The sequence below is a fragment of the Micromonospora sp. NPDC005087 genome (assembly GCF_042872965.1).
Taxonomy (GTDB): domain Bacteria; phylum Actinomycetota; class Actinomycetes; order Mycobacteriales; family Micromonosporaceae; genus Micromonospora.
In genome coordinates this window covers 1-25,539 of record NZ_JBIALB010000023.1, presented here as the reverse complement: position 1 = coordinate 25,539, position 25,539 = coordinate 1, and the positions used below count along the sequence as shown (strand labels likewise).

General features: G+C 68.5%; 26 protein-coding genes and 3 pseudogenes. 19 read left to right on the top strand and 10 right to left on the bottom strand.

All coding sequences use genetic code 11. The features are described 5' to 3' along the window. Window positions 1-183: 183 nt before the first annotated feature. The 4 genes from ACFYPS_RS32145 to ACFYPS_RS32130 form a co-directional block, all read right to left on the bottom strand. Window positions 184-765, bottom strand: coding sequence for a dihydrofolate reductase family protein (locus ACFYPS_RS32145; protein ID WP_387329471.1), 582 nt, complete (start codon window positions 763-765; stop codon window positions 184-186). Between the two features lie 66 nt (window positions 766-831). Continuing rightward, the gene (locus ACFYPS_RS32140) at window positions 832-1,782 is read right to left on the bottom strand and encodes a helix-turn-helix domain-containing protein (protein ID WP_387329468.1); all 951 of its coding nucleotides are present in this window, start codon (window positions 1,780-1,782) and stop codon (window positions 832-834) included. A gap of 108 nt (window positions 1,783-1,890) precedes the next feature. Next, window positions 1,891-2,049, bottom strand: a complete 159-nt coding sequence (locus ACFYPS_RS32135) for a hypothetical protein (RefSeq protein ID WP_387329465.1) — start codon at window positions 2,047-2,049, stop codon at window positions 1,891-1,893. Beyond that, window positions 2,050-2,301 carry a hypothetical protein gene (locus ACFYPS_RS32130; protein ID WP_387329462.1) on the bottom strand — a complete coding sequence of 84 codons (252 nt, stop codon included), beginning with the start codon at window positions 2,299-2,301 and terminating at the stop codon, window positions 2,050-2,052. Between the two features lie 1,049 nt (window positions 2,302-3,350). On the opposite strand from ACFYPS_RS32130, the gene ACFYPS_RS32125 reads away from it, so the two are divergent. The 6 genes from ACFYPS_RS32125 (at window position 3,351) to ACFYPS_RS32100 (ending at window position 8,940) form a co-directional block, all read left to right on the top strand. Further along, window positions 3,351-4,487: a hypothetical protein gene (locus ACFYPS_RS32125; RefSeq protein WP_387329459.1), complete on the top strand. Its 1,137-nt coding sequence runs from the start codon at window positions 3,351-3,353 to the stop codon at window positions 4,485-4,487. Window positions 4,488-4,663: 176 nt separating this feature from the next. After that, on the top strand, window positions 4,664-5,704 hold the full coding sequence (locus tag ACFYPS_RS32120; RefSeq protein WP_387329456.1) for a DUF4192 domain-containing protein: 1,041 nt from the start codon (window positions 4,664-4,666) through the stop codon (window positions 5,702-5,704). A 5-nt stretch (window positions 5,705-5,709) separates the two neighbouring features. Next, window positions 5,710-6,162 carry a hypothetical protein gene (locus ACFYPS_RS32115; RefSeq protein WP_387329453.1) on the top strand — a complete coding sequence of 151 codons (453 nt, stop codon included), beginning with the start codon at window positions 5,710-5,712 and terminating at the stop codon, window positions 6,160-6,162. Window positions 6,163-6,413: 251 nt separating this feature from the next. After that, complete coding sequence (locus ACFYPS_RS32110; protein WP_387329450.1) at window positions 6,414-6,692, top strand: hypothetical protein; 279 nt, start codon at window positions 6,414-6,416, stop codon at window positions 6,690-6,692. A 278-nt stretch (window positions 6,693-6,970) separates the two neighbouring features. Further along, window positions 6,971-7,648 carry a GGDEF domain-containing protein gene (locus ACFYPS_RS32105; protein ID WP_387329446.1) on the top strand — a complete coding sequence of 226 codons (678 nt, stop codon included), beginning with the start codon at window positions 6,971-6,973 and terminating at the stop codon, window positions 7,646-7,648. Beyond that, a complete protein-coding gene (locus ACFYPS_RS32100; RefSeq protein ID WP_387329443.1) occupies window positions 7,645-8,940 on the top strand; it encodes a hypothetical protein in 1,296 nt (431 codons plus the stop codon). Before ACFYPS_RS32105 ends, ACFYPS_RS32100 begins: the two co-directional genes overlap by 4 nt. Before the next feature lie 185 nt (window positions 8,941-9,125). Here the strand turns inward: ACFYPS_RS32100 and ACFYPS_RS32095 are convergent, their stop codons facing one another. Together ACFYPS_RS32095 and ACFYPS_RS32090 are read right to left on the bottom strand one after the other, a co-directional pair. Continuing rightward, the gene (locus ACFYPS_RS32095; RefSeq protein ID WP_387329441.1) at window positions 9,126-9,866 is read right to left on the bottom strand and encodes a 5-formyltetrahydrofolate cyclo-ligase; all 741 of its coding nucleotides are present in this window, start codon (window positions 9,864-9,866) and stop codon (window positions 9,126-9,128) included. A 10-nt stretch (window positions 9,867-9,876) separates the two neighbouring features. After that, the gene (locus ACFYPS_RS32090; RefSeq protein ID WP_387329438.1) at window positions 9,877-11,043 is read right to left on the bottom strand and encodes a helix-turn-helix transcriptional regulator; all 1,167 of its coding nucleotides are present in this window, start codon (window positions 11,041-11,043) and stop codon (window positions 9,877-9,879) included. A gap of 499 nt (window positions 11,044-11,542) precedes the next feature. Here ACFYPS_RS32090 and amcA point away from each other — a divergent pair, with 499 nt between their 5' ends. The 5 genes from amcA to ACFYPS_RS32065 all read left to right on the top strand — a co-directional run bounded on the left by amcA (window position 11,543) and on the right by ACFYPS_RS32065 (window position 14,360). Beyond that, window positions 11,543-11,710, top strand: coding sequence for a multiple cyclophane-containing RiPP AmcA (gene amcA, locus ACFYPS_RS32085; RefSeq protein ID WP_387329435.1), 168 nt, complete (start codon window positions 11,543-11,545; stop codon window positions 11,708-11,710). Next, complete coding sequence (locus tag ACFYPS_RS32080) at window positions 11,707-12,057, top strand: hypothetical protein (protein ID WP_387329432.1); 351 nt, start codon at window positions 11,707-11,709, stop codon at window positions 12,055-12,057. The genes amcA and ACFYPS_RS32080 overlap by 4 nt, the downstream gene beginning before the upstream one ends. A gap of 114 nt (window positions 12,058-12,171) precedes the next feature. Then, on the top strand, window positions 12,172-12,861 hold the full coding sequence (locus ACFYPS_RS32075) for a MarR family transcriptional regulator (protein ID WP_387329429.1): 690 nt from the start codon (window positions 12,172-12,174) through the stop codon (window positions 12,859-12,861). Further along, window positions 12,858-13,424: an NADPH-dependent FMN reductase gene (locus ACFYPS_RS32070; protein WP_387329426.1), complete on the top strand. Its 567-nt coding sequence runs from the start codon at window positions 12,858-12,860 to the stop codon at window positions 13,422-13,424. The genes ACFYPS_RS32075 and ACFYPS_RS32070 overlap by 4 nt, the downstream gene beginning before the upstream one ends. Window positions 13,425-13,448: 24 nt before the next feature. After that, complete coding sequence (locus ACFYPS_RS32065; protein WP_387329423.1) at window positions 13,449-14,360, top strand: NADP-dependent oxidoreductase; 912 nt, start codon at window positions 13,449-13,451, stop codon at window positions 14,358-14,360. Between the two features lie 267 nt (window positions 14,361-14,627). Here ACFYPS_RS32065 and ACFYPS_RS32060 read toward each other — a convergent pair whose 3' ends face one another. Beyond that, window positions 14,628-15,857, bottom strand: a complete 1,230-nt coding sequence (locus ACFYPS_RS32060; RefSeq protein WP_354968667.1) for a low temperature requirement protein A — start codon at window positions 15,855-15,857, stop codon at window positions 14,628-14,630. 167 nt (window positions 15,858-16,024) lie between these two features. On the opposite strand from ACFYPS_RS32060, the gene ACFYPS_RS32055 reads away from it, so the two are divergent. Next, complete coding sequence (locus ACFYPS_RS32055) at window positions 16,025-16,180, top strand: hypothetical protein (protein ID WP_354968669.1); 156 nt, start codon at window positions 16,025-16,027, stop codon at window positions 16,178-16,180. Between the two features lie 74 nt (window positions 16,181-16,254). On the opposite strand, the pseudogene ACFYPS_RS32050 reads toward ACFYPS_RS32055, so the two are convergent. After that, window positions 16,255-16,452 (bottom strand): annotated as a pseudogene (locus tag ACFYPS_RS32050) (transposase); the annotation flags it as partial. Here ACFYPS_RS32050 and ACFYPS_RS32045 point away from each other — a divergent pair. Both ACFYPS_RS32045 and ACFYPS_RS32040 read left to right on the top strand, forming a co-directional pair. Next, a pseudogene (locus ACFYPS_RS32045) lies at window positions 16,433-17,008 on the top strand (proton-conducting transporter membrane subunit); the annotation flags it as partial. The pseudogenes ACFYPS_RS32050 and ACFYPS_RS32045 sit on opposite strands and share 20 nt — an antisense overlap. A gap of 539 nt (window positions 17,009-17,547) precedes the next feature. Then, window positions 17,548-18,264, top strand: coding sequence for a peptidase M23 (locus tag ACFYPS_RS32040; RefSeq protein WP_387329418.1), 717 nt, complete (start codon window positions 17,548-17,550; stop codon window positions 18,262-18,264). An 86-nt stretch (window positions 18,265-18,350) separates the two neighbouring features. Here the strand turns inward: ACFYPS_RS32040 and ACFYPS_RS32035 are convergent. After that, a pseudogene (locus tag ACFYPS_RS32035) lies at window positions 18,351-18,701 on the bottom strand (multicopper oxidase domain-containing protein); the annotation flags it as partial. A 227-nt stretch (window positions 18,702-18,928) separates the two neighbouring features. Further along, window positions 18,929-20,788, bottom strand: coding sequence for a potassium transporter Kup (locus ACFYPS_RS32030; RefSeq protein ID WP_387329558.1), 1,860 nt, complete (start codon window positions 20,786-20,788; stop codon window positions 18,929-18,931). Window positions 20,789-21,503: 715 nt separating this feature from the next. Here ACFYPS_RS32030 and ACFYPS_RS32025 point away from each other — a divergent pair. From ACFYPS_RS32025 to ACFYPS_RS32005, 5 genes are read left to right on the top strand one after another with little or no spacing between them, the layout of a single operon-like run. Then, window positions 21,504-22,727: an ATP-binding protein gene (locus tag ACFYPS_RS32025; RefSeq protein WP_354968664.1), complete on the top strand. Its 1,224-nt coding sequence runs from the start codon at window positions 21,504-21,506 to the stop codon at window positions 22,725-22,727. Then, the gene (locus tag ACFYPS_RS32020) at window positions 22,724-23,188 is read left to right on the top strand and encodes a roadblock/LC7 domain-containing protein (protein ID WP_387329415.1); all 465 of its coding nucleotides are present in this window, start codon (window positions 22,724-22,726) and stop codon (window positions 23,186-23,188) included. The genes ACFYPS_RS32025 and ACFYPS_RS32020 overlap by 4 nt, the downstream gene beginning before the upstream one ends. 24 nt (window positions 23,189-23,212) lie before the next feature. Then, complete coding sequence (locus ACFYPS_RS32015; RefSeq protein WP_354968662.1) at window positions 23,213-23,557, top strand: DUF742 domain-containing protein; 345 nt, start codon at window positions 23,213-23,215, stop codon at window positions 23,555-23,557. Next, window positions 23,535-24,140 carry an ATP/GTP-binding protein gene (locus ACFYPS_RS32010; protein ID WP_354968661.1) on the top strand — a complete coding sequence of 202 codons (606 nt, stop codon included), beginning with the start codon at window positions 23,535-23,537 and terminating at the stop codon, window positions 24,138-24,140. The genes ACFYPS_RS32015 and ACFYPS_RS32010 overlap by 23 nt, the downstream gene beginning before the upstream one ends. Window positions 24,141-24,161: 21 nt before the next feature. Further along, window positions 24,162-25,403: a styrene monooxygenase/indole monooxygenase family protein gene (locus tag ACFYPS_RS32005; protein ID WP_387329411.1), complete on the top strand. Its 1,242-nt coding sequence runs from the start codon at window positions 24,162-24,164 to the stop codon at window positions 25,401-25,403. The last annotated feature ends 136 nt before the right edge of the window (window positions 25,404-25,539 follow it).

The window sequence follows — 25,539 nt, the reverse complement described above, 5'->3', positions numbered from 1 at the left end:
TCGCGGCATAGCCGGCGAGACGACTATGCTCCTGTGCATGACGGGACATGACCGCGGGTCGGCGGCGGGATCCGACGGCGACACCGCCCAGGATCCGAGTTAGCCGTGGCAGGAGCTCGCTGCGGACTACGAGCAGGCGCGCGCCCGGGAAGACTCACTGGATCGGCTACCCGCTCAGATCGGTCAACGGCGCACCCGATAGCGCAGGTGAAGCACCCGGTTGCTCTGAATCACCACGTCAGGATCCTCCAACAGGTGCTGCGCGTCGACCGACCCGAAGTAGCGCTTGCCGGACCCGAACACCACGGGCACGACGTCCATGCGCACCTCGTCGACCAGACCCGCGGCAAGCACCTGGCCACCGACGTCGCCAGCGGCGACCTCGACTATGCGGTCACCCGCAAGCTCCTGCGCCTTGGCCACGGCTGCCTCGACGCCGTCGACGAAGTGAAACGGCGCCTCGGGGTCCCAGCCCTCGGGCTGCGGCCGGTGCGTCACGACGACCACGTGGTCGATCCCGCTCGGAGGCTTCCCGTCCCAGCCGTCGGTCATGTCGAAGACGTGGCGGCCGGCGATTGTCGCCCCGATCTGGTCCCAGTACGGCCGGGTGTAGTCGTAGGACGTCTGCGACACCTTCACCTCGCCGCTCTCGTCCAACGGGACGTCACCGCTGGACAACCAGTCGAACAGCGGTCCGGGCTGGTCATTCTCGTCCGCGATGAAGCCGTCCACCGACACCGAGCTGTACATGACCACCTTGCCCACGGGGCTCTCCTCTGCTTTGGGGTGCCCCCAAATTAGCGTGTCGTGAGCTGTCGCTCTTGTAAGAAATCAATCGGCCGGCAGCGGCCAGCCGTCCAGCACGTGGCCGGGATGTTCGCGCAGGAACCGCCGCCGGACTTCGACGTACCGGGTCGGCGTGAGCCCGGTGAACGCCCGGAACTCGTGGCCGAAGTGGGCCTGGTCGAAGTAGCCTGCGCTACTGGCGAGGTCGCCCCAGTCGATCGGTCCGGCGGGGTTGATCGTTAACACGGTGGCGGCGAAGCGGTAGGTGCGGGCCAGCCGCTTCGGCGTGACGCCGATGAGCTCCTTGAACCGCTGTGCCAGGTGAGTGCTGCTGACACCGGCTGAAACCCTCAGGTCGTCGATAGCCACCGCCCCGCTGGTCGCCGCGATGACGCGGCTCGTATGGCGGACCAGCCCCAGGCCGGCGGCCTCGCACAGCCGTCGCATTAGCTCCTCCTCGAGCAGCGTCAGCATCTCGTGCGGTCCGTCCGCCGTGGCCAGCCGGTCTCGCAGCTCGGCGATGGCGGGCCGGCCCCAAACCTGCTCTAGCGTCACCGGCCGGTCACACAGCTCGGCCGCGGGCATCGGCAGGAACGGCGCCGGCCCCCACGGCTTGAAGTGCACGCCGACGGACCGGGTCCGGGGTGGGTAGCCGAACTCCCACGCGCGGGTGGGCATGGTGACCACGCAGCCGTCGGCGTACTCGGCCGTCTCGATGTCGGTGCCGGCGCGGATGCGGAACGGCGCCCCGAGGTTGACGATGAGCAACGCCGCCGGACTTGCCGGCAGCGTCAGCCGGGCGTACGGCGGCGCACCCTCCAGGTAGTAAAGGTCGTCGATCAGCCCGTCCAGCGGCGGTCGCGGCACTCTGGACACGTACTCCATGCCCACAGCATCGCCGACGCCCCGCCGGCATCGCGCGCCGGGATGGTCCAGCCGCGCTGCCGCCAGCATCGAGCCGGCGCCGATCCCGGACGAGCGCCCGGCCTCGGACATTTGCGTGGGATACGCGTGCTGCGTGAGAGATGGAGGATTCTCGGCCCTCCAGTGTCGCCCTGCATGGGGGAGGCGCTAAACCACCCTCTGCTGCGTTACCGTGCCCTGCTACGCGGCCGCGGGCTGTTCGCCGCCAAAGTCGACCTCGTCCAGCGCGGGGTCGAACACGTCCGGCGGGATGTGGAGTTCGTCGGTCGCGTAGGCGCCGATCCGGAGGATGTGGGAGGTCAGGTAGGGCGAGAGCTGGGCCAGATCCTCCGCGGTCACCTACCACCCCTCGGCAACCAGCTGCCGGATGACCTCCATCATGTCGATCGCGATGTGGAACACGATCAGGTTGCACCGCAGCGAGTTCCATTTGACCGACTTTTCCTGCTCGGCCGGGTCGTTCTCGGCGATCACGCCCTGATTGCCGAACCGGGGTCCAGGCGGAGAACCCGTTGTAGGCCTCGGCCTTGTTGGTGGCCGCGTCACCCGTGCCCGCAGTCCCGAGTCGGCGAGGAACCGCAGCAGCGCCACGGTGCATCACGCGCCCGACCTCCCGGAACGCCTTGTAGATCTGGTTTTTGCGCGAGTTCGACGACAATCAGCGCATCAGCGTCACCGAAGACACTTTGCATTGTGAAGAGCCGTCAAACCTGATGGCTCTGCACTGACTGCACCCGCTGCGGTCAATCGGTCAATCGCAAACCCTGCCTGCAAGACTCCCTCGATGCCGGTCGCGACCGACCAGTGGATCAACCAATCCGACACCTGCCGCATGTCCGCCGTCTGCGGAGTCAGCGTGAGCTGCGCCGGCGCCGGTTCCGCTGCACAGGTCACCAGCTGCCTACCAGGTGATCGGTAGGCCCGCCCCGGTCCGGTTCACAGCGGGACCGGCCCGCGGCGAAGAGTCCCGCAGCGGTCTCCCGTCACCGGCCGAGCAGCGAAGGCTCGCTGGCTGACGAGATCAGCCAGGCGGGCCGCAGGTCCGGCGGATTCCCCTCCGGCCAGCAGCCCTGACACGGGGGAGGGGATTGCCGGGCTGTCAGGTCCTGCCAGGAGGCCGCACCTGACAGCCCAGCCGAAGGCGCTCCCGCAACGGCTACCTTGAGAGCTCCCCTTACTTTCCACGTGCCTCTGATCTGACGCCTCGCGCGACGGCATCGCGCCCACCAGCCACGGTCGGCCGCCGCTGCCAGCCTCGGATCTGGCACGCACAAACCCCACGCCCCTCGCCCACCCGACTGGGGCGCGGCACCACCATCCCTTCAGGCGGCCACCAACCGGTGGCCGCCTTCTTGCTGTTCTACGGAGGGCAACATGCTTCATCCCACCCGGCACCTGAGAGACGGTGATCTCCCAGCCGACCTCCACCCCGCCGCCTCGCCCGACCTCCTGCGCAGCACCATCGCGGCCGCCGGCGAACACACCGAAATGCGCCCAGCCCGCGACATGGCCACCGTGCCGGTGGCTACGTGCGCCGGGTTGGTCACGGGCAAGCCCTCGGCTACTGCCGGCAGTCGGGCGGCGCAGCGATGACCGGCGGGACCCCGGCGGACCAGGTCCCTACCCTGCATGCCGAAACGATGGCTGCCATCGAGCAACGGGCGGCTCTGGCCGTCGAGGCCCGCTCCGCCCTCATCGCCGCGCTGCGCAACAGGCTGATCTGCCGCCCGGGATGCGAAGACGCCCTCGCAACATGGGGCCTGGAACCGCTGCCGCAACAGTGGACCATCTCCGCCCAAGCGCACCTGTCGTACACGCGGTCGCACACCGACGAGGACGAGGCCCGAGAGCAAGCGCGCTGGGGGGTACCGGACGAGCTGTGCCTGCTGCAGCCGGCGATGGCGGTCTACCCGCAACACGTCATCGACGTGGCACCCACCTCCAACGGAGATGACGAGCCTGGGCCGCACCGATACCGCATCACCGTGCAGTTCACGCTCCACACCTGGGCCACGGCGACCCGGCAGGCGGAGGCGCGTGACGCCGCTCGCACGACGATGGACCACCAGCTACAGGCGCTGGCTGAGGCCGGCATCACCCTGACCAGGCTGACCTGGCAGACCGCCGACAGCCCTGACGAGGCCCCGCCGGATGACATCGACACCGATGCGCGGCACCTGGTCGGCGCGGTAAACCTGACCGACGTCGACCGCCTCACCGCTGCGACGGCGGCGCGTGACGCTGCCGTACAGGCCCTCACCGGCCTGCGGCGCAGCATCCGCGCCCGCGCGATCCGCGCCCTGGTCGACGACGAGTTCGGCGGCATCTATCAGCACGCCGCGCAGCGGGTCGACCAGTTCCTCGTCGACCTCGGGCTCGACCCCCTACCTCAAGCACACCACATCACGGTCGTCGCCGACCTCACGCTGCCGGTCGGCGACGGCACCGCCCGCGATGCCTGCGACGCGGCACGACACACCATGCGCACGGTCACCACCAGCAGCCCGGACCAGGCACGGCCGTGGACCGCGTACGGCTGGACCATCCCCGAGTACGCCACCGTCGACCAGGACGGCTGGCGGATCCCGTGGCAGCACGAGTACGAGATGTGGCTACGCGGACACGCCACTCCCGCCGACGCCTCCACCGCAGCCGAAGCCCTCGTCCGCGCGGACCTGACCCGGGCACTGGCCGGAATCGACCACCACCTGGTCACGGTGACCGCCACCGTCGAGAGCCTCGGCATCGACCTGCACCTGGACCCCGACAGCGACTGAACCGTCCGCCGGATATCTCCGCGGCCGAGCAGGTACAACCGAACCCTCCCGCCTACGGGCAGACCTCAGTTGGCGCCTGCTCGCGGATCGACGCTGCGCGCGGCGCCAGCCACGACTACGCCATCCGGCCGACATCCCACTCCTCTACCGAAACCACTTTCTGTTGGGAGATCATCGTGTCGTTCTCCGAGAACAAACTGACGGTCCGATCCTCAGCCGACCTGGCGACCGCGGTGCCGTACCTCATCGGCTTCCATCCCGGCGAGGGCAGCATCGTCGTGATCGCCTGCCGAGACCGGCGGATCGTGTTCGCCGCCCGAGGCGACCTGCCGGCCCCCGGATCCCCCGCCCACCAGCTGCGCGAGCTCACCGCTCACCTCGTCCCGGTGGTGCAGCGGCAGCAGCCGATCACCGACCTCGTGATCGTCGGCTACGGCGCCCCAGGACACGTCGACCCGGCACTGCGTGCCGTCGGCGACGCGTTCACCGCCGCCGGCCTGGCCGTGCGGGAACTGCTACGGGTCACCAAAACCCGCATCTTCAGCCTCACCTGCGACGATCCCGCCTGCTGCCCACCACGCGGAACCCCCTTCGACCCCACCACCTCCCTCATCGCCGCGCAGGCGACCGTCGCCGGGCTGGTCGCAAGGCCTGATCGGGCGGCAGTGGCCAGCCGCTTCGCCACCGTCGACAGCCCCGGCGACGGCATCCCACACGCCACGAACGACGCGACCGCCCGCATGGCCGCCTTGAAAACCGCCGGCAGCACTGCGGTGTACGAGGCCGGCGTCCACGCGGTCCGCGGCGCGCTGCGACAACACGACGGCGGCACACATCTCACCGACGACGAGGTGGCCTGGCTGACCGTGCTGCTGACGCACAAGTCCGTGCGGGACCTCGCCGCCAACCTCACCCAACCGCACGACCAGCACGTCACCTTCTGGGCCGAGATCACCCGCCGCGCCGACGAGCCGCTCGTGCCAGCGCCCGCGACCGTACTCGCGCTCACCGCCTGGCGCTGCGGTGACGGCGTCCTGGCCGCCATGGCCGCCGAACGTGCCCTGCAGGTCAACCCCGACTACCAGCTCGCCGACCTGCTCCTACAGGCCCTGCACGCCGGTCTGCCGCCCTCCGCCATCGAGCAGACGATCACCAGCACCCACCCCAGCCCATCGATCCCGAACCCGAACCCGAACACTGCCTCAGAACAGGAGTAACCACGGTGGATCCCATCCGCAGCATCCTGCTGTCTCTCGCCCGCACCGCCGAAGAAGCCCGACTGCGCTCGCACGCCGAACGCGCCGCCCTGCGCGCCCGCGGCGAAACGCCCACCCGCACCGAGGCATTCGCCTACGACATCCAGGCCAACCTGTGCCTGATCACCGCGATCACCGCCGCCGACCTCCCGGTGAACTTCCGCCTCTACGACACCACCCTGTCCCGAGACCCGCTCGCCGCGGCCGCACAGCTTCGCCAGGTCACCTCCGCCTACGACCACAGCGGGCCGATCGAGGCCGCCCACGAGGCTGCGCGGCTGGCCTACAAGGCGGCGCTCGCCGAGCCGCTCACCGGGCAGGAACAGCACTACGTCGACCTGCTCGTCGACCTGCCCGCCGCGCGACGCGACAAGATCATCGAAGTGGCGGAGGAACATGCCCGCCACCTGCCGGCGTGAGCATCGGCGCACCTACCGACGGCACCCCCACCCGCTCTCCTGCCAGGGGCGCAGCAGCACGCCGTGCTTCCTCCCCGGCTGCGGCGGACCAGACCCCGCCGGCGCCTTACAGCGTGGGCCACGACGGGGGAGTGAGCCACGACGGCGCAACCCGCCCGGCCAGAACCATCCAGGTCAGCGGCCGCTGCTGCACGACCTGCCCGGGGCGCAGGACGTGCCTGGCAGGGGCAGCAACCCCAGGAAAGGAACCCATGAGCCTGTACACCCTCACACCCAAACCCGGGTTCGAGCGGTACACCATCCAGGTCGGCTGGAACCCCCACCGCACGTACGTCGCCACCCTCGTCGACTTCACCTGGGACCCGGTCACCGCACCCCACCACCAACCCGACACCATCCACCTCGGCCGGATCGAGACGATTCTCGACCCGGCCGAGGTGCTTCTGGCCGTCGCGCCATACGCCGAGATACCAGCCGACCTACCGGCCAGGCTCCGCGCCGACCAGGCCGCGCACCCGGTGCGCCGCTGACACCAACTCCCGGTTGGCGGACGTCGCATCGCGCGCCATCGGCTGCAACCAACTCGCAGGTACGGCGCTGCGAGCACTGCTGACTGAACCGCCCCGATGGCGCCTCCTCGGGGAGGTCGTCGTCTTCACCGATGCCGTGAGCCCGAGCGGCACGAACCCGTAACCCGGCCCGCCAAAGGCGGGCCGTCGTCGTATCCGGACCCGGGACGCGCCGCCTGGAAACGTTCGCGTCCCGGGTTCTCCCGCAAAGGAGGAACCCAGTGTCCCTATCACTGATCATGATCGCCACCGCGTTGGTGGCGATCGCCCTGGGCAGGCTCACCGCCTGGCCGACGATTCACGGCCTCCGCACCCAACTCGCCGACGCCACCTGGTCGATGCTCCACGACCCGCTTACCGGCATGCTCAACCGCGCCGGCCTGCAGGCCGCGCACGCGACCCTCGCCAAAACCGCCCCCGCGCAGCCCATCATCGTCGCTCTGATCGACCTCGACGACTTCAAACGCGTCAACGACACCCATGGCCACGGCCGGGGAGACGACCTCCTTACCGAAATCAGCGACCGCATCACCGACATCGCCGCTCTACACGGAGGCGCCGCCGCGCGGCTCGCCGGCGACGAATACGCCGCACTACTGCCGGCCCGCACCGACGACCTAGACCGCATCGCCGACACCTTCGCCACGATCATCTCCCAGCCCATCGCGCTTCCCGCAGACGGCAACCCCGCCACGGTCACCATCACCGCCAGCGTGGGCCTGGCGCTCGTCGACACCAGCGACACCTTCACTGAGGTGGCCCTGCAGTGCGCCGACATCGCCATGTACCACGCCAAGCGAAAGGGCCGGAACCGCCACGCCATCTACCAGCCGGGCATGACCATGCCGCCCGCACAGCACCGTCGCGGACCTCGCCTCCGCGACCGCCGCCAGCCGACCGACGGGGCCACGGCGTGACCGCCCCACACGAGGAGATGGCCTGCCAGACCTGCCTCTTCCCGCTGAACACCCTCGGCGTGCCCCCCACCTACGTACACCCGACCCACCTCGCCACCGACGGACACGAACCAGCGCCCGTCCCGGTCAGCAAGCTCGACACCGTCCGCCGAAGCTGCGACTTCTGCGGCGACCCCTACCCGATCTGGACACTGCACGGCGGCGAGGTAACCGCCATCGCCATCGGCCCCACCGCAGGGCTCGTCCAAGACTTCGGCCACTCCTGGGCAGCATGCGCGGCCTGCCAAACCCACATCGACGAGGGTCGCAACGACAAGGTCATCGACCGCGCGGTACGGGCACTCGGCCTCGCCAACCATCCACAGGCACGAGCACGAATCGAGGAACTGCACCTGGCGTTCCTCAACGCCCGACTCCCCGGCCGAACGCTCATCACGACGACCGCCTGGCCGGCAACCACCATCACCGCCGCGGAACTGCCCAAGGTCCGTGACCGGCTCACCCGCTTCTACCGAGGCACCGACAACCTGCCCGCCGCGCTCGGAATCACCGACGCACGACAGCAGATAGTCACCAGCCTCGAACGATCACACCTGTACTGGATCGACAACGACTTCACCGACCTGGCTGAGCACGCCGCAGCACAGCTGCCCGACGTACGCATCAGCCGCGACCTCATCCCCGCCGCCGACGGAATGCTCATCTGGCCCCGGCCAGTGACACACCGGCAGCTCACCGCCGCCTCCTGGACCGACACCATCCACGGCCGGAAAATAGTCCTCTACCGCACCATCGGCGCGGGACTGCACGGCAAGCCACTGCAGCGGCTACGCGAACAGGTCGGCTGGCTCGCACCGATGAGCGCAGCCCGCCTCGCCGAACAGCACCTGATACACGGTGACCAACCGGTGGCAGCGCTGGTCGCGACGTGGCTGCTGATCGCACAGCAAACCGCAGAAGTCACCACCACAGGAGTGGACAAAGCCGTCGCCAAGACCTACGCCCGCACCAACCGGCCCGTACCCGAGCTGCGCATCGTGCGCATCCGCGGCCGCCGCACCAGCCCAGGGCCGGACGGGGAACCGACGCCAGGCAGCCAAGGACGCTCTCAGACCAGTCGGTTCTGGGTCTCCGGCCACTGGCGCAACCAAGCCCACGGCCCCGGCCGATCGCTGCGCCGCCCCGTCTACATCCACCCCTTCCTCAGAGGCCCCGACGATGCGCCGATCAGGCTGAGCACCACCGTACGCATGCTCAGCAGCCACCAACCCAAGCCCCAAGATCATAAGTAGATAGCGTCGTCGGCGGTGGCACAGTTCCGCCCGTCCCACCGCCGACATCGGAAACTTGATCACCGATAGGAGGGTGCCGCAGCACACGGAGCAAGAGGGTGGAGGCGCCGATGGTGTCAACCATCAACCGGCGCAGGACAATCTTTTGGCACCGATAGTTGGCGCCCTGGCGGAGGAGTCCTGAGCTACCTGGTGAGCCGGGTGTCCTGCCGACTTGAGGCGCGCAGTATGGGGATACTGTCGAGCTGATCTTGACGAAGGTTTGATCCGATGATGCCGGGCGGCCGTTTCCGGTCGGGTCTGCAAGCCACTACCACGTTCGGCGTGATCGCGAAGTCGACGTTGAAGTCATGGTCCGCGTCGGGTAGCTCCTCCTCGAGAAGCTGGGTCTGGTGGATCGTGGTGGCGATGGCGGTCTCGGTGGTGACGAGTCCCGCCTCGGTGAGGAGAGCGATCTCCAGGTCGGAGTAGCCGGCGCCCTTGCCGACCCGCACGCCGCTTTGGCGGCTGACAGCGACGCTGCCACAGACGATGAGGTCCACCGGGCGCATCTCGTCGGGTCCCACGGTGGGAGCGATCTGCGGCGCACCGGTACTCGTAACTGCGGTCTCGATCGGTGCTGCGAGGCGGGCGGGGTCGAGCAGATAGAAGGGCTTGGGGGTAGCGAGTCTCGGGACCGCCATGTAGAGCAGCTTGCCTTCTTGCAGGGCTCGTACCCGGACGGGAAATTGTGCTCGGTCGGGGTTGCACTTGATGACTCGGGCCTCGTTCCATATGTCCAGTTCCGCGAGGCGGTCCGCCGCCTCTTCCTTGCCGACGAAGTCGGGGATGTGGCCGTGCACGCCGGGTGGGGCGGCGCCTTCACGTTCGAGGAGGTCCCAGACGTGTTGCCGAACGGCGTGTTTGGCGCGGTCGATGTCGGTCACGTTGGTGCTCCTATGAGCTTATGAGTGTGAGGAGTCGGTCGTTGACGTCCTGGACCGGGGGCTCGTTGCGCCAGGGGCGTAACTGTCGGGCGGTGGTGAAGGCGAGGTTGAGTCCGCCTCCGGCGCGGGTCCGCTCGATGACGTCGATGGCCTGATGCAGGTAGGACGTCGCGGCGTCGACGTCGCGTCGGAGGATGCTGGCGAGGGCGAGGTTGCCGAGGATGACGGCGGTGGACTTGCGGCGTGCGGCGATCAGTTGTCGGGCGTTCTCCAGCGCTGGGACGGCTTCGTCGGGCTTGTTCAGGGAGAGCCAGCAGGAGCCCGCGAGCCTCGTGTAGTGGCTGGGGCAGAAGATGTCGGTGGCTGGATCACGGGCGTCAACGGCAGCGAAGTGAGCTTCAGCGATACCGAGAGCGTCGGAGCAGTCCTTGGCCTGACCGAGCATCGCGTGTGCCTCAGCGCGGTGCAGTTGGGCGAGGCCGGCGATGACGTGACTGTCGCTGTGGCTGACGGCGGCGGCGCGGGTGGTTAGGACAAGACCGGCGCTGGGCTGCTTGGTGCCGTAAAGGGCGAGGTAGCTCTTGCGGAGCAACGCGTTGGCCTCGGTGACCGCGTCGCGTGTTTCCTGGGCGGCGCTGATCGCCTGGTCGAAGTAGGCGGCGCTGGCGGCATGGTCGCGCCGCTGTGATGCGTCCCAGACAAGTTGACCCATCAACGTCGCGGACTCGGCGACGGCTGCCGCCAGTTCGCGCTGAACCGGCCCGTTGCTGGTGTGCTGGCGAAGGAAGATCGCCTGACCGTGTAGTTGTCCGGCTTCGGCGAGCAGGAGCGTCGAAGGCGTGTGGTCGTAGCGCTCGTCGAGGCGCTGCACGCGCTCCCTCAGGTACGCCACAGCGATCAGGTCGACGCGGCCGGGGTTGCGCAGAACGTAGCCGAGCCGCTCGTCGGGCGGTGACGGCGGCTGGCCGACGTCGGCCAGGAGGTCGGCCAGTTCCTCGATCGACAGCTCGAGGGCCGCGGCGAGACGCGGCCGGTGCCAGGGCTGCGGGTCAGTCTCCGCCCGTTCCCACCGCACAACGGTGGAGCGGTCGACGCCGAGGGCTTCCGCGAGGCGCTCCTGGCTCAGCCCGATCGCCTTGCGGCGCTGGGCCAGCCGGTGCCGACGCTTACCCGCCATGTACTGCCTCCCTTCACCGCCATCCCACGGATCCATTCATCCAGCTCACACCGTGTGACGCAATGGGGATGCATCAGTTCTGCGCCGGTGCCGCGCTGGGCACCAGCGATCGCGGGGGCTTGTGTAGACGCATGGCCGGAACGGGCGAGAGCAGAAGCCGCTGTGCAAGGCGTGGCGACTACGCGAGCTCCCGCCCGTTCCGCTGCCACTCCAAGTCCGACCTACTGAGTGGGGGTAAGAGGGTGAGCGCCCAGGAGCGAGACCGGCTCGATTCCACCGGAGCGTTTTCTGCCGTCCAGACCCTGACCGGCCTGAGCCGGCGGGTATCGCCGCAGATCACTCCCTCGAACGTGTTGATGACCCCCCGCCTGCGTACTGCTACGAGGGCTGCGTGGGCGGGCGTCCAGCGGTTCGCTTCCAGGCGCCGCCGCATGGTCGTGGGCTCGCCGGCCTGCCGACGCGACCACACGCGGGTCGCGGCTCGGACAGGGGAGCGGGCGTGACCATCTACATCTCGCGCAATGCGACGACCGGTCAGCCATGGCGACCCGGCACCTTGTCAGGCGCTCAAGAACCGGCACAGGTGAGGGCGGCGAATCCACCACTGTTCAACTACGTGTGGCGCCATATGTTCGAGCGGCAGGCCCGAGAGAGCAGCCCCCGATGAACGAAGAGCCCCCGCGCCCCACACAGGCCCATCGCCTCGACTCCGGGCCCAGGGAGCACACACCGCTGCGCCCGATCTGGCTCTGCCGTGCCTGCGGCCAACCCTGGCCCTGTGGCCGGGCGAAGCTCGCTCTCGTCGCCGAGTACGACGGCAACCCGGTCAGCCTGTTCCTCTACCTGGCCAGTCTGCTCCATGACGCCATCGGCGACCTGCACAAGCTCAACCCCACGACCACCGGGTGCGCCAGCGACATGTTCGATCGGTTCCTTGGCTGGCCCGCCCGACACACCCGCTCCTACCGGATGACCGAGATCGGCCCTCCGCGGCCCGAGGAGACAGAAGCATGAACGGCGCCGGTGTCGTCGCCCCGCTTGATGGCATGAAGGAGCGGGGCCTCGCTCCTCGTGGGTCCCGGGCGGGATGCTCGGGGTGCTCACGTCTCACGACGAAGGAGGCCCCTCATGCAGGCAGAGTACGACGGCCGGCAGTTCGTGGGTATCGATCTGCATCGGCGCAGGTCGGTGATTGTGCGGATGACGGAGGCGGGCGAGAAACTCGACACGGTGCGGATCGACAACGACCCGGTGGCGCTGGGGTTGGAGATCGCCAAGGCCGGTCCCGACCCGGAGGTGGTTCTGGAGGCCACGTGTGGCTGGTACTGGGCAGTGGATGTGCTGACCGAGGCGCCGTTGAGCTCGCTCATGCTGCAGCTCGTGCGAGCCCACGCCGCGATCGCGACCGCGATGCTGCAGCAGATCGACCTGGTCGCCCCGCAAGAGCTGGTCCTGCTGTTCCTGCAGGAGCATGGGCGCACACCGCAGTCGGAGATCGTCTACTTCCTCGGCCGCGACCGGTCCACCGTCACCAACATCCTGCAGGCGATGGAGCGCGCCGACCTGATCACGCGGACACCGTCGCAGACCGACAAGCGGTCGATGGTCGCCAGCCTGACGAGCAAGGGCCGGCGACTGTGCCCACGTATCCGCGAGATCTGGTCCGAACTAGAGCGGATGGCGTTCGGCGGGCTCACCGCCCAGCAGCGCGCCGACCTTGCCCAACTGTTCACCGACATCCGGCAGGGGCTGCCGCCAGCCAGCGGACCCTACTCGGCCTCGCCGGCCTCAGACGATCCGGAGGAGACGAGCCGATGAGCGACATGCCGCTGCAGCTCGCGGTCATCATCGCCAGCACCCGGACCGGACGGTTCGGCGAAACCGTCGGCCGCTGGTTCGTCACTCGGGCACAGCAGCACGACGACCTGAAGCTCGACGTCATCGCCCTGTACGACCTCCAGCTGCCTGACAGTCTCGAACACAGCCCCCACGCCGCGGCGTACACCGCCCGGATCGACGCCGCCGACGCGTTCGTCATCGTGACACCCGAGTACAACCACGGCTATCCGGCGGCGCTCAAACGCGCGATCGACGCCGTCCGCGCCGAGTGGCGAGCCAAGCCAGTCGGGTTTGTCTCCTACGGCGGCCTCGCCGGCGGGCTGCGCGCCGTCGAGCAGCTCCGGCAGGTCTTCGCCGAGCTGCACGCGGTCGGCATCCGCGACACCGTTAGCTTCTACATGGCCCGCGACCAGTTCGACAGCGACGGAAGGCTCCGTGACCCGCATGCCGGCAACACCGCCGCGGCCACACTGCTGCGCCAGCTCGCCTGGTGGGCAAGGGCGTTGCACACCGCCCGCGCAGCACAGCCGTATCCCGCCTGACCGGCACAATCCAGGAGCATTCCCATGGCTATCGCGATCGTCTTCGCCGAATACGGCGACCCGGAAGTCCTGCACCCTATCGACATCGACCCGCCCACTGCCGAGGCTCGCCAGGTCCGCATCCGGGTCAAGGCCGCCGGTGTCAACCCGGTCGACGTCAAACTCCGCCGCGGCGACTTCGCAAGCGTCATGCCCGTCGACTTCCCGTCCCGCATCGGCAACGAGTACGCCGGCATCATCGACCAGATCGGCGACGAGGTGACCGGCTTCGCGGCCGGCGACCAGGTCCTCGGGTCGGCGACCGGCCAGTGCTACGCCGAATACGTCGTCGCCGACGCCGCAGACGTGGTACGCAAGCCCGCCATGATGCCGTGGACCGTGGCCGCCGGTCTCCCCGCCGTCGGCCAGACCGCGCACACGGCGCTGCGGCAGATCGCCGTCCGTGCCGGCGACACCGTGCTGATCCACGCCGCCGCCGGCGGAGTCGGCACCATCGCCATACAACTGCCCCACCTCTGGGGTGCCACGGTCATCGGCACCGCCAGCGAACGCAACCACGACTATCTCCGCTCGCTCGGTGCTACACCGGTCGTCTACGGAGACGGCCTCCTCGAACGGGTCCACGCACTCGCGCCGGGCGCAATCGACGCCGCGCTCGATGCCATCGGCGGCGAAGCGATCACCGTATCCCTTGCTCTCGTGCCGGATCGCCACCGGATCGGCACCCTCGTTGATGCCGAAGCCGCGAAAACGCACGGGATTCAACGCGTCGGCGGCCGATCGACCGCGGCCCTGCGCGAACTGGTCACGCTGTACGAGCACGGCAGCCTGCAGCTCCCGATCCACGCGACGTTCCCCCTGACCGAAGCCCACCACGCGCATCGCGAGGTCCAGACCGGACACGTCCGCGGCAAAGTCGTCCTGACTATGCCGTGACCTGTCACTGACCCTTCGCGGGGTTCGACTCCGGCGCCCGCACCCGACGTCGCCACTCCACCCTCGGCTACCTCAGTCCCGCCGCCTACGAAGCCACCGCCCGTGAACGGGCGACCAGCAAGGTAGCTTGACACCTCATCGACCCTGTCCGTCGAATCGGGTCAACCCCAAGCCATTAGCAACGTACGTAGGCTCCACAAAGTGGCGGGGCATCGACGCGGCAAACCTTCTATCCGCCGTCGATGCCCGCTCTTGCTTGGGCGGCGGTCAGCTGGGCGGCGACGGGACCTCCGGTGGCTTGCCCGCAGCGTTGCGCCAGTCCAGCACGGCGATGAGCAGCAGCACTGCGGCGGCGGTGGTCGCGGTGGCCAGCGGCGACACCCGCCCCATCAGCGGGGCTGCCGCGGCCAGCAGGGCGATGCCGACGATCCTGCGCCGCGAGACCCGGGCGAACACCAGATGCTCCAGGCGGGCCCGGCCGACGAGGAACAGCGCCGGCCCGCCCAGGATTGTCGCCAGCCACGACGGGTGTGTGACGTGGGTGTGGCTGTGCTGCACGATCTCGTATCCGATTGCGGTGGTGACGATGCCCAGCACCATCAGCGCATGCGCGAACCCGACCCGTCGACCCCACCCCGCGGGATCGTCTGCCGCGTCGAGGGCCTCGGGCAGCAGCTCACCGGCCTTTTGGAAGTACACCCGCCACAGCAGCGTCGTGGTGGCGAAAGCGATCACCAGGCCAGCAGTCTTGTAGAGGTCGTGCGGGTGGGTGCTATAGCTGGTCCCGACGGCGAGGATGCTCGCACCGAGGGCGATCATCAACAGCTGTTGGTTCCGGTCCGCCAGGTAGTGCCCGGCGAGCTGCCAGATGGTGTTCTGACGCCGACCCAGCCCGGGCAACGGCCAGCCCAACCTCGCCGATCCCAGATCCACCACCGCCGCCACCGCCCACCACACCAGCTGGGCGGCGCCGACGGCCACCCCGCCGCCTACCCAAAACACCCCGGCCAGGCATAACCACGCCGTTACCCGCCAGTACAACCGGCGCAACCGGTGCGACCGCAGACCCAGCGACATCACGGCCGGGCGCGCCACCCGTGCCGTCACGAACACCACCGCGAACACCAGACCTTCACCGGCGAACGCCCCCGGCACAGCCGTCCCCATGATCATCATGGCGAAGGTGCTGAGCAGCAGCATCACCCGAGTGCCCGCGCCGCGTGGCTCGAACCGGCCGGTGAGGTACGCGGTGGTGGTCCACAGGTACATCACCGATATGAGCAGCAACACCGTCCGGCCGGCATTGCCCCACCGCTGCGCCGGGTCGTCGCTGAGGAAACCGGGCAACGACCCCGCGACCACACGGTCGAACGCGAACACCACCGCCAGATCGAAGAACAACTCCACGAACGTCGCCTGCTGCGCGCTGCCGCTCCGCCGCAGCAAACCCACCGCCCGACCCGCGGCCTGCCGCCGCCCGGCAAACCGGCTGCCCATTTGCCCCATTCAACTGCCCGGCAGGCCCGAACACACCCGATACCGCCAAGTCAACCGCCGCTCTTGAACGCATAACCGCTCGCTGCCATCCCGTCTGCAGCCGACCCACACCTCGGTGGAGGGCACTGTTGCGTTGAGCGTTGGCAAGATCGAGGCAGGCTTGAGCAGTGACGTCATCGACCCGGCCTGACCCGTGGCTGCCTCCGAAGTCGGCGTTCGCCGGGTTCCGGTTCCCGCCCGAGGTGATCGTGGTCGCGGTCCGCTGGTATCTGCGGTTCAACGCTCAACGCAACAGTGCCGTTGTATGTCACGGCACGAAATGATCGCCCATTGTGGGTGAAGGACAGCAAGAACTCTTGACAGTTGAAGATCGAAAGCTGTGCGACAGCCTCGTGACTCTCGCGCGGAGGTGCCGAAACCCTCGGCGGACGCGGGCGGGTGACAGACGCTGCGGTGGTGCGGGTTTCTCCCAGGGCCAGCGCAGGTCGGCGGCCAGGGCGCGGGCCAGACGGAGCTGGGTGTAGGCGGCGAGGATCATCCAGGTCCAGCGGTCGGCGGCCTGTGGCGTGCGGATCTTCGGGGAGGTGGATCCGAGGCGACTGCTCGGCTTGTCCACCGTCAGCCAGGTCGGCTTTCTCCTCGTGCCGGTCGTGGCCGCCGGCCGCAGCGACCTCGCCCTGCCCTCGCTGCTGGTCTACCTCACCGGTTACGTGGTCACCAACATCGCCGCGTTCGCTGCCACCGCGGCTCTGCCCGAGTGCCGGGACCTCGCCCACTGGCGGGGGGTCGCGGGCCGTCGGCCGGGGTTGGCGGCAGCGCTGCTGGTGGCTCTGCTCGGCCTGGTGGGAACCCCACCCACCGCCGTGTTCGTCGGCAAGCTCACGACGGCGACCGCCGCGTGGGACGGCGGCTACGCCTGGCTCGCGGTCGTCGTCTTCGCGAACAGCGTGGTCAGCCTGTTCTACTACCTGCGCTGGATCATCCCGACCTACCGCGAGCCCGCGCTCGCACCGCCGGGCAGCGATCACTCCCCGTCCCATGACAAGCCAGGGAGGCCGTGGTCGGCGAGGGTTGCGGTGACCGCTGCCGCACTCAGCCACGCGGTGGGTGTCGCCGCGGGCCTGCTGTGGGACGTGGCGGCGTCGCCCTAGGCGCTGGGCAGACGGTCCGGTGAACGAGGCGGGAACCGCCGGTGACCGCCAGCCGCGACCCGGTGATCAAACAGGGCGAATACGCCGATCTGCCATAGGTCTAGTAGCGAACGGTCGAACCCCATATCACCTGAAAGGCTGAGTTAATCGATCATCCGGTCGCAGTTGGCCTGCTGGGCCGTTCCGACCCTGCCCTCCGGCGCGCGACGGAATGACCTGTTTGCCCGGACGGCGAGGATCCTCCCCGTCGCCGCCAGAGCCAGCCTGAGGCTCCCCTTGCGTCCGAGCAAAGTGTGGTCACCGCCACATGATCACCGTGTGTAACCGCTGCTGACCCTGCTTAGCCTCGTCGGATGCATAACGACGGCAACCTCGACGACCATCACGGCCTCGGCGGACCGACTGACCGTTCGGACGATGCTACCTCCACCGACCGGACAGCCGGACGGTTTCAGCCTCGGCTGTCCAGGGCCGTATCGCGGCTCACCGGCCTCGTCGGTCTCGATAACCAGGCCGCCGACCGGCGGCACCGGAACCGCATGGCGATGGTCACCGGTGCAGCCTGCTGCCTCGGACTGGTCGGCTTCGCCCTGATTCCCGCCAACCCCGCCGGCCAGTCACCGGCCCCCGACCAGCGTGCCGAGATCGCCCAGCGGGCGGAAGCTGACGCCGCCTCCCGCGCGATGGCCCGCGAGTCCGCCGCCCCGGTCACCGAAAGCCCCGCCCCCGCAAGCTCCCCGTCACCGACGGCCAAGCCCACCCCGGAGGCGAAGGCGACCGCGAAGGCGACCGTGAAGCCCAAGCCCACGCCTAAGCGGATCGTCCCCGTCGCCGGGCTGGACCAGGCCCAGATGGACAACGCGACGACGATCGTCCGCACCGGCCAGAAGATGGACGTGCCGCGCAAGGCGCTGGTCATCGCGGTAGCCACCGCCATGCAGGAGAGCAACCTGTACAACTACGCCAGCGGCGTGCTGCCGGAGTCGCAGAACTACCCGCACCAGGCGATCGGCTGGGACCACGACTCGGTCGGGCTCTTCCAGCAGCGGCCCAGCTCCGGCTGGGGCGCGATTCGGGACCTGATGAAGCCCGAGTACGCCACCCAGCAGTTCCTCACCGCACTATCGGAGGTTCCCGGCTGGCAGGACCTTCCGCTGACCGTCGCGGCGCAGACGGTGCAGGTGTCGGCGTTCGGATGGCTGTACGCCCAGCACGAGTGGCGGGCCACCGAGGTCGTGGACGCCGTCCTCTCCTGACGACCGCCCCCGAGCGGCTCCTGCTGGGTCAGCTGCCGCTTCAGCACGACCGTGCCTGACTGTCGAGATGGACCGTCGACGCGGCCTCAATCCCGGTAGTCGAGCGTGGCCATCATGCCGGCCTCGGCGTGGTAGGCGTTGTGGCAGTGGGCCATCCAGCGGCCCGGGTTATCAGCGTCGAAGTCGACGGTGACCGTCCGGCCGGGAACGACGATGACGGTGTCCTTGCGGACGCCGCCACCGGCCACGGCGAAGGTGTGTCCGTGCAGGTGCATCGGGTGAAACATGTGGTTGCGGTTGACGAACTCCAGCCGCACCCGCTCACCCAGCCGCGCCGGCAGTGACGCGGCGTCGTGGTAGGTGGCTCCGTTGATGGTCCACCGGTAGGGGCTCATCGACCCGCCCAGCTTCAGCTGGTGCACTCGGTCCGGTCGCCGCAGGCCGGGCATACCTGACGGCCCACCTCTCGCTGGCGCTTAAGGCAGTGGCATGAGGCCAGCGGCTGCAGGAGCTGCACTCGGCGGTGCTCACGGAGCTGTGGGTCCGCGCGGTTCTAGCTGCGCGTGTCGACGTCGGCGGAGATTCACACCTCCATGCTCCACATCGCCGGACTGTGCTTTGCCCGACTACTGGGCGGGGCTCGCGGTGGTCCACGAGCGCGGGTCTAGACGGGGACTTCGGCGCTGAGGACGATGGTGAGTTCCTCCGGTAGGTGCAGGAACTCGGCGTGGCTGGCGGCGTTGTGGGCAAGGGCGATGAACAGCCGTTTACGCCAGGTGGCCATACCCGGGCTACGGGTGCAGCGCAGCGTGATCCGCGAGACGAAGTAGGAGACCTGCTCGCAGTCGATTCCTTCGGCGAGGGGGTGCGTGGCGCTGCGGCGCATGACCTCGGGGAAATCGGTGGGGTCCTGAAAGCCGAAGACGGCGCTGATGTGGATGATGCCGTCGTCTGGGTCGCCGAGATCGTCGATGGTGAGGCGCTGATCCCACGGGATGTGGGGGACGTTCGCGGTGCTACCGGTGACGATAACGATCTTCTCGTGGCGTACGTGGTTGTGCGCGACGTTCGCCCGCAGCGCCAGGGGAGTGGTCTCCTTGTTCGGGTGAGGGAAAACGGCGGTGCCCAGCACCCGCGGGATGTTCGCTGCGTGCAGGGTGTCGATGAAGTCGCGCAGGGGGCCTTCGCGCTCGATGCGCCGGGCGGTGACCAGTTGCGCTCCGCGCCGCCAGGTCAGCAGGAGAGTGAACAGGACGATCGCGATGAGCAGCGTCAGCCACCCGCCGTGGGTGACCTTGGCTAGGTTCGCGGTGAAGAAGGTCAGCTCGAGGCTGCCGAAGACGGCCCCGAACAGCACCAGTCGCCAGAAGGGCCAATGCCACTGGACCCGCGCGACGACGAGGAACAGGGTCGTGGTGATCAGGAACGTGCCGGTGACCGCTACCCCATACGCGGCGGCGAGGTTCGTGGATGAGCCGAACGCGAACACCACCAGCAGGACCGCCGCGAACAGGCCCCAATTCACCCCGGGCGCGTAGATCTGTCCGTACTGGTGGGACGAGGTCTGCCGGATGCGCAGGCGCGGCAGGAAGCCCAGCCGCATGGCCTCCCGGGACACTGAGAACGCCCCGGAGATCACCGACTGGGACGCGATGACGGTGGCCACGGTGGCCAGGACGACCATCGGCAGTTGCGCCCAGTCGGGTAGCAGCAGGAAGAACGGGTTCTCCCGACCGGCGGGTGCGCGCAGGATCAACGCGCCTTGGCCGAGGTAGTTGAGCGTCAAGGCGGGAAACACGATTGCGAACCAGGCCAGGCGGATCGGGGCGCGGCCGAAGTGTCCCATGTCGGCGTAGAGCGCTTCGGCGCCGGTGATCGCCAGTACCACGGCGCCCATGGCGATGAACGCGATGACGGGGTGGTCCACGAAGAACAGGACCGCATAGCTGGGGGACAGCGCGGCCAGCACGCTCGGATGACGGATCACCTCAGCCGCGCCGGCGACGCCCAGACTGGCGAACCAGAGCAGCATGATCGGCCCGAACACAGCCCCGACCCGTCCGGTGCCCCAACGCTGAATGGCGAACAGCAGGGTGAGGATCACCGCGGACACCGGGAGCACCACCACCGCCCACGCCGGGGAGATGACCTCGAGCCCTTCCACCGCTGACAACACCGAGATCGCCGGGGTGATCACGCTGTCGCCGTAGAACAGGGCAGCACCCAAGGCACCCAGCGCCAGCACAGTGGCGGCGCGCCTTTCGCTGCCCTTGACCAGCGCTCTTCCGGCAAGCGCGGCCAAGGCCATCACCCCGCCCTCGCCCTCGTTGTCGGCCTGCAGGATGAAGATGACGTACTTGACCGACACGATAAGGATGATCGACCAGAAGACCAGCGAGATCACGCCGAACACGTCCGGCGCGGTCGGTACCAGGCCACGGTCGAGGGTGAACACCGTCTTCAACGCATAAAGCGGGCTAGTCCCGATATCGCCGTACACCACGCCCAAGGCGCCTAACGTCAGCCCAAGCCCCGCCGTCCGACGACCCGCAGACGCTGTCCGAGACGCCGGCTCACCACTCTTCGCCTGCCCCTGGTCCAGGCTGGGTTGTTCGTCGTCCGCTAGCTCCGCCACCCCACAGGCATACCAACCAACACGCAACCGCCTGGGTCGTATGTCGGAATCGGTGGCGACGGGGTACCGACCTGCCGCACCAGCAGGAATGGCACCACCGCCGAGATCTCCGCTACGGCGCCGGCGGCCTGGACAGCAAGAGGTTTCCCCACCTGAACGGGCGACACCAGCCGGACCGAGCGGCGGCTGGGGTGCGGATGGTTGGACGTCGAGCGTGTCTGGCGGACCGTAACGACATCCGGACCATCGACGCCTGTTCCTCTGGAGGTCGGGGTGCGCGACATCCATGGCGCGCCGGGACTCACGACGCCAGGGTAACGCCCCGCGTGACCGACAGCACCGTTAGGTACACCGGGAGTAGCCATATCAGCCGACGCCGCGCGCCTTTCACCGCAGTGCTGCACTCCGGACGATGGCGTTGGTGCGGCAGGACGCCGAGACGGTCCTGCCGCGGCCGACCGGACGGACAGGCGAAGGTGAATAGGAAGATTTCTCCCAGTCGGGGTCTGAAGCGTTGCGATCGGTGAAAGACGGTGGTTGACTGCTGCACCATGCCAGAACACGAGATAACCGATTGGTCGGGTAGATCGTGAAACATCAAGCCGTGGCAACTCACTCGATGGATGGGCATCCGGTGACGTGGCGGCAACGGTTGGCCAGATGGCTGGACCCCACCGTGGCGCAATGGGCGGTCGCTCAAGAGCAGGGGTCGACCCCACCGGACCCGTCGCCACCACCGGAGCGTGTCGAGACCCTGTGGCCCGCGATCTGCGAGCAGTTCGCGCTGCGCATTCTGGCGTCGGCCTACCAGATGGGCAGCCACCTCGAGGTTGTCGAGGCCGATGAGCAGGATCCCGAGCGGCTCGAGCGGCTCTACCGCATCGACCACGCGAACACCCGCATCCGCCGCCACGCGGAGAACCTGCAGGTTCTGTTGGGACGGCGTGTCGAGGACGCCGACCGGCAGACGGTCGCCTTTGTCGATGTCATTCGGGCCGCGACATCGGCTACCGAGTACTACGCGCGAATTCGTGTCGGACATGTGGTGGGCCTCGGGGTCGTAGAGTTCGCGGCCGACGACGTGATTCGGGTGCTGACTGAGCTGCTGGACAACGCAACCCGCTTCTCCCCGCCGACCTCGTCGGTGATCGTGTCGTCGTTCATCACCGAGGACGGCAGCGTGCTGCTTCGTGTCGAGGACGCCGGCGTCGGTGTCAGGCCCGACCAACTCGCTGCGCTCAACGCCATGCTGGCCGGGAACACATCGGCGCCGGTCGCGGATAACCCGGCAGCGCATCTGGGTCTTGTCGTCGTTTCGTACCTGGCCCGCGCCCACCACCTGCGGGTCGCGCTGACAAACCGACCCTCGGGCGGCACGACCGCGACCGTGCTGGTTCCCGCGCCGCTGCTATGTGAGATGGCGTCCACACCCCCTCCACCCTCGCATCCCCAACGTGCGGCACCGGTGGCCCACCGCCCGTCGGTTCAAACCGGAGCCCGTGAAGGAGGGGGGCAGGTGGAGGCGTCGCACCCGGGCGCGCAAGCTTCCACCTCTCGCCTGACGCTCGTACATGGCCGGCCGGGCGGCAACGGCCACCGCGTCGCAGCGCAATCGGTCGCCAGTGATGGTGGTCTTCCCCGTCGCGTACCGGAGAGTGTGCGCGCTGACGGCCGCCCCGATGGCGGGATTGAGAACGCCGTTGCCGCATCGGGGCACCGCGCCTCGCCAGATCGGGACACTTGGCCGGACGAGACGGTTGCTTTCGCCGCCGGCGTCACCGATGCACAGGTACCACCAACCGTGAAACCCGAAGGACACCTGCCATGACTCACCCGAACGGCGGCAGCGGCGGACCGCAGGCGGCCGCCTCCGGGCACCAGGATTTCGCGTGGCTGGTGCGCCAGTTCGCCGACGACGTGCCCGGTGTCACCCATGCTTTGATCGTGTCCCTCGACGGTCTGCAGCTCGCCGCTTCCCGCGGGGTTTCCCGGGACTTGGGCGATCAGTTGGCTGCCTTGACCGCGGGGCTGCTCAGCATGGCCGACCGCAGCGCAGATCTGCTCGACCTAGGCGCGTCGGAATATCTGACTGTTCGCCTGCCGCGCGGACACCTCATGTTCATGCGGGTCGGCGATTCCGCGGGGCTGACCGTGGCCGCTGCCGCTGGTTGTGACCTGCGGGTCGTCTCCTACCACATGACGCAGTTCGTCGGCGCCGTCGGGCACGTCCTGACCCCGCAGGTCCGCCACGATCTGCACCGCCTCACCGTCAGCCAGCCGCCCGGCTGAGTGGCCAGAGCCGAGGGAGCGAAAGTGCCCACCACCTACTGGAAGGTGCGGCCCTACGTGTTGACCGGGGGACGCGCACGCACCCGGCAGCATCTGCTGGTGCACACCCTGGTGTCGGTGCCGTTCTATGACGCGGTCTTCGCCTCAGGGCTGCTGCCCGAGGCGCGGTCACTGTACGAGCAGGCCCGGCAAACCAGATCGGTTGCCGAACTGTCGGCGGTATGCGGCATGTCGCTGGGCGTGACCCGGGTCGTGGTCGACGACCTCGCCGCCACCGACCGGCTGCAGATCCACGACGGCCACTACACCACCCAGATCGATCTTCACCTCCTGGAGAGACTGCGCGATGGCCTCCGCCAGCTTGCCTGACAGCCCCCTGCTGACCTCGGCGAAGATCGTCATCGCCGGCGGCTTCGGCGTCGGTAAGACCACCTGCGTCCAGTCCATCTCCGAGATTCCCCCGATCAACACCGAGGCGTGGATGACAGCGGCGAGCGAGACGGTGGACCGGCTGGACCCGGGAATCGACAAGACGACCACGACCGTGGCCATGGACTTCGGCCGGCTGACGATCGGCGCCGACCTCGTGCTGTACCTGTTCGGCACACCCGGGCAGCCACGGTTCTGGCCGATGTGGGACGACCTGTGCCGGGGCGCGGTCGGCGCGCTGGTGCTGGCCGACACCCGGAACCTGGAGGCATCGTTCCCGGCGGTCAACTATTTCGAGCAAGACAGCGACGTGCCGTTCGTGGTCTGCGTCAACCTCTTCGACGGCGTGCTGACGCACCAGCTAGAGGACATCCGCGCCGCCCTCACGCTGTCTGCCGAGGTTCCGCTGATCACCTGCGACGCCCGCGACCCGTCGTCGGTCGCCAGGGCCCTGCTGGCAGTCGTCGAACACACGATGGCACGCACCACCGGCGCGGTCCCGGACGCACTCGCGGCCCGGTAGCTCAACCACCTGGAGGCACCAATGCGGAAGATTCTGATCGTGGGGGCCGGACAGTCCGGGCTGCAACTCGGGCTGAGTCTGCTCGCCGAAGGGTACGACGTGACCATCATGTCGGCCCGTACCCCCGATGAGATCCGCCGCGGCTGGGTGATGAGCACCCAGGCGATGTTCGCCGCGGCGCTGGACACCGAGCGTGAGTACGGGCTGGATCTCTGGCAGGAGCAGACACCGCACATCGAGGGGCTGCAGCTGTCCCTGTCCGCCCCACCCGGCGAGCGAGCGCTGCGCTTTTCTGGCCCTCTGGATCGCTACGCGCAAAGCACCGACCAGCGCCTGAAGATGGCCAGCTGGCTGGAGCTGTTTGAGCAGCGCGGCGGCACGGTGCACTACCAGGGTGTGACGACCGCGGACCTGGACGGCCTCACCAAGCTGCGCCGCTACGACCTGACCATCGTCGCCGCCGGCAAGGGCGACCTGGTTGGCGTCTTCGACCGCGACCCGCAGCGGTCGGTGTACACCGCACCCCAGCGAGGACTCGCCGTCGCCTACGTGCACGGCATGACACCGGACCCGCTGTGGCCGGTGCCGCATGTCAGCTTCAACGCCGTCCCCGGACTCGGGGAACTTTTCGTCATCCCCGCACTGACCCTGTCCGGGCCATGCGAGATCCTATTCTGGGAAGCCGTGCCCGACGGCCCGCTTGACCTGTGGAAAGACCGGCGGGACCCGGCCGAGCATCTCAAGCTGACCCTCGAGCTCGTGCGCCAGTACACCCCATGGATCTATGACCGGTGCGCCGACGTGGAGCTCACCGACGGGCGGGCCACCCTGTCCGGTCGATACACGCCAACCGTGCGCCACCCCGTGGCAGAGCTGCCCTCGGGCGGCCTCGTCCTGGGCATGGCCGACGTCGTGGTCGCCAACGACCCCATCACCGGCCAGGGCAGCAACACCGCCGCCAAGTGCGCCTACTCATACCTCGGATCCATCCTGGAGCGGGGGGACCAGCCGTTCGACGGACCCTGGATGACTCAGACGTTCGAGCGGTTCTGGGAAAGCGCCGGGCAGGCCGTAACCACCTGGACCAACGCCATGCTCCAGCCGCTACCCCCGCACGTACAGCAGATCCTCGCGGCCGCCTCCACCAACGCGACCATCGCCCGCCGGTTCGCCAACGGCTTCTCCGACCCCAACGACTTCCAGAACTGGTTCATGACACCTGACGCCGCGGACACCTACCTGGCCACACTCGCCGCCAACTGATCCACCGACCACAGCGTCCGCCGGTACATCACTCCGAAGCGACTTAGAGGTCGCGCGGAATGGTGGGGTTGCTCGGCGCGTCTGAACGGGTGCAGGCACAGAACCGGTGATCATGAAGGTGCTTACGCCTCGTGAT

Bases quoted from the DNA above. Each gene is read 5' to 3' on its own strand.
- ACFYPS_RS32070 (WP_387329426.1), top strand. From the start codon at position 12,858: ATGAGCGACATGCCGCTGCAGCTCGCGGTCATCATCGCCAGCACCCGG.
- ACFYPS_RS32010 (WP_354968661.1), top strand. From the start codon at position 23,535: ATGGCCTCCGCCAGCTTGCCTGACAGCCCCCTGCTGACCTCGGCGAAG.
- ACFYPS_RS32020 (WP_387329415.1), top strand. From the start codon at position 22,724: ATGACTCACCCGAACGGCGGCAGCGGCGGACCGCAGGCGGCCGCCTCC.
- ACFYPS_RS32040 (WP_387329418.1), top strand. From the start codon at position 17,548: ATGGCGATGGTCACCGGTGCAGCCTGCTGCCTCGGACTGGTCGGCTTC.
- ACFYPS_RS32125 (WP_387329459.1), top strand. From the start codon at position 3,351: ATGGCTGCCATCGAGCAACGGGCGGCTCTGGCCGTCGAGGCCCGCTCC.
- ACFYPS_RS32105 (WP_387329446.1), top strand. From the start codon at position 6,971: ATGATCGCCACCGCGTTGGTGGCGATCGCCCTGGGCAGGCTCACCGCC.
- ACFYPS_RS32080 (WP_387329432.1), top strand. From the start codon at position 11,707: ATGAACGAAGAGCCCCCGCGCCCCACACAGGCCCATCGCCTCGACTCC.
- ACFYPS_RS32075 (WP_387329429.1), top strand. From the start codon at position 12,172: ATGCAGGCAGAGTACGACGGCCGGCAGTTCGTGGGTATCGATCTGCAT.
- ACFYPS_RS32140 (WP_387329468.1), bottom strand. From the start codon at position 1,782: ATGTCCGAGGCCGGGCGCTCGTCCGGGATCGGCGCCGGCTCGATGCTG.
- ACFYPS_RS32005 (WP_387329411.1), top strand. From the start codon at position 24,162: ATGCGGAAGATTCTGATCGTGGGGGCCGGACAGTCCGGGCTGCAACTC.
- ACFYPS_RS32090 (WP_387329438.1), bottom strand. From the start codon at position 11,043: ATGGCGGGTAAGCGTCGGCACCGGCTGGCCCAGCGCCGCAAGGCGATC.
- ACFYPS_RS32060 (WP_354968667.1), bottom strand. From the start codon at position 15,857: ATGGGCAGCCGGTTTGCCGGGCGGCGGCAGGCCGCGGGTCGGGCGGTG.
- ACFYPS_RS32110 (WP_387329450.1), top strand. From the start codon at position 6,414: ATGAGCCTGTACACCCTCACACCCAAACCCGGGTTCGAGCGGTACACC.
- ACFYPS_RS32065 (WP_387329423.1), top strand. From the start codon at position 13,449: ATGGCTATCGCGATCGTCTTCGCCGAATACGGCGACCCGGAAGTCCTG.